Consider the following 2256-nt stretch of genomic DNA (forward strand, 5'->3'; position numbering starts at 1 on the left):
CGGTCTTCGTGAGGAAGACGAAGGCGCCCGGGATGAGCAGAACTCCGAGCACCAGATTGAGATAGCCGAACCAGCGGGGGAACACTGGCTTGGCACGGTTGTCGACGAGTGCCGCGTACCCGGAAGGAGCGCTGGTGGAACACCGGCAGAAGACGGACAACTCTGCACGGCCAGCACGTGCGGCCGGGGTACCGGCGGGCCAGGATGGTCAGTGGGGCAATACTGGCGAGCACGACCGGTACCACCGATGTCAGGACCTTCCTGATCTTTAGGAGCCAACCGAATGAGCACTTCAGCGCAGATCGGCGTCACGGGTCTCGCGGTCATGGGCCGCAATCTGGCCCGCAACTTCGCGCGCAACGGCTATACGGTCGCCGTGCACAACAGGACCGCGTCCCGCACGCGCGACCTGGTGGCGGAGTTCGGGAGTGAGGGCGACTTCATCGCGGCCGAGACCGCCAAGGACTTCGTGGCGGCGCTGGAGCGGCCCCGCCGCCTGGTCGTCATGGTGAAGGCCGGTGAGCCGACGGACGCGGTGATCGAGGAGTTCGCCCCGCTCCTCGAACCCGGCGACATGATCATCGACGGCGGCAACGCGCACTTCGCGGACACCCGGCGCCGGGAGCGCGACCTGCGCGAACAGGGCATCCACTTCGTCGGCATGGGTGTCTCCGGCGGCGAGGAGGGCGCGCTGCACGGGCCGAGCATCATGCCGGGTGGCCCGAAGGAGTCGTACGACTCGCTCGGTCCGATGCTGGAGAAGATCTCCGCGAAGGCCGAAGACGGGGCGCCCTGTGTGACTCATGTCGGTCCCGACGGCGCCGGGCACTTCGTGAAGATGGTGCACAACGGCATCGAGTACGCCGACATGCAGCTGATCGGCGAGGCGTACCAGCTGCTGCGCGATGTCGCCGGGTACTCCCCCGCGCAGATCGCGGACATCTTCCGCACCTGGAACACGGGCCGGCTGGACTCCTACCTGATCGAGATCACCGCCGAGGTGCTGTCCCACGTGGACGCGGCCACCGGCAAGCCGTTCGTGGACGTGGTCGTCGACCAGGCGGAACAGAAGGGCACCGGCCGCTGGACGGTCCAGATCGCCCTCGACCTCGGCGTCCCGGTCTCGGGCATCGCCGAGGCGGTGTTCGCCCGCTCCCTCTCCGGCCACGCGGCGCTGCGCGAGGCCTCGCGGGGTCTCGCCGGGCCCACGGCCTCGCCCCTGAGCGAATCCGAGGCGGGAGCTTTCGCGGACCGGGTCGAGCAGGCGCTCTACGCGTCGAAGATCGTGTCGTACACGCAGGGCTTCCACGAGATCGCGGCGGGCAGCGAGGAGTACGACTGGAACGTCGACCTCGGCGCCATCTCCTCGATCTGGCGCGGCGGTTGCATCATCCGCGCGGCCTTCCTCGACCGCATCCGCGCCGCGTACGACGCCCGCGCGGACCTGCCGAGCCTGCTGTCCGACGAGACGTTCGCGCAGGAGATCGCGGCAGCGCAGGACGACTGGCGCGAAGTCGTCGTCGCCGCGACCCGCCAGGGCGTCCCGACGCCCGGCTTCTCCGCGGCCCTCGCCTACTACGACGCGCTGCGCGCCGAGCGGCTGCCTGCCGCGCTCACGCAGGGACAGCGGGACTTCTTCGGGGCGCACACGTACCGGCGGGTGGACGGGGACGGTTCCTTCCACACCCTCTGGGGCGGTGACCGCTCGGAGGTCTCCGGCTGACCTCTCCCGCCGTGCCGAGTGCTGTGCCGGGCCCGCCTGCCGATGAGACGGTCAGGCGGGCTGCCACAGCTCGATGCGATTGCCCTCGGGATCGGTGACCCAGCCGAACCGGCCGACGCCGTCCATCTCCTGGGTCTCCCCGTCCACGTCCGCGCCCTTGGCGCGCAGTTGCGCGAGCATCGCGTCGAGGTCGCGGACGCGGAAGTTGAGCATGGTCTGCTGGGTCCGGGACCCGAAGTAGTCGGTCCCGGACTCGAACGCCGCGAACACCGTCGGCCCGGCCTCCTGACCCCACAGACCGTGCTCGTCGGCGTCGAGGCCGAGGCAGTCCCGGTACCACGCGGTCAGGGCCTGCGGGTCGGTGGCCCGCAGGAAGTATCCGCCGATTCCCAGCACACGTTCCATGGGGGCATCCTGCCAGGACGGCGGGGCCGGTGCCGGGTGGCCCGTTTCGGGCGAGCTTTCAGGTGAGCGGCGGTCCCGGCTCCGGGGTCGGTACGGGTTCCGGGCCCGGGGGGATCGGGGACGGGGAC

Annotated in this window: 2 protein-coding genes; one reads left to right on the forward strand and one right to left on the reverse strand. The window is 70.3% G+C overall.

What is annotated here, in order from left to right:
• Positions 1–283: 283 nt before the first annotated feature.
• Complete coding sequence (gene gnd / locus ACNFOC_RS53505) at positions 284–1723, forward strand: NADP-dependent phosphogluconate dehydrogenase (RefSeq protein ID WP_416966186.1); 1440 nt, start codon at positions 284–286, stop codon at positions 1721–1723.
• Positions 1724–1774: 51 nt separating this feature from the next.
• On the opposite strand, the gene ACNFOC_RS53510 is transcribed toward gnd, so the two are convergent.
• A complete protein-coding gene (locus ACNFOC_RS53510) occupies positions 1775–2128 on the reverse strand; it encodes a VOC family protein (protein WP_416966187.1) in 354 nt (117 codons plus the stop codon).
• Positions 2129–2256 lie beyond the last annotated feature (128 nt).

This window comes from Streptomyces colwelliae (assembly GCF_048158785.1).
GTDB lineage: Bacteria > Actinomycetota > Actinomycetes > Streptomycetales > Streptomycetaceae > Streptomyces.

Coding starts and splice junctions, on each gene's coding strand:
- gnd (WP_416966186.1), top strand. CDS start 284: ATGAGCACTTCAGCGCAGATCGGCGTCACGGGTCTCGCGGTCATGGGC.
- ACNFOC_RS53510 (WP_416966187.1), bottom strand. CDS start 2,128: ATGGAACGTGTGCTGGGAATCGGCGGATACTTCCTGCGGGCCACCGAC.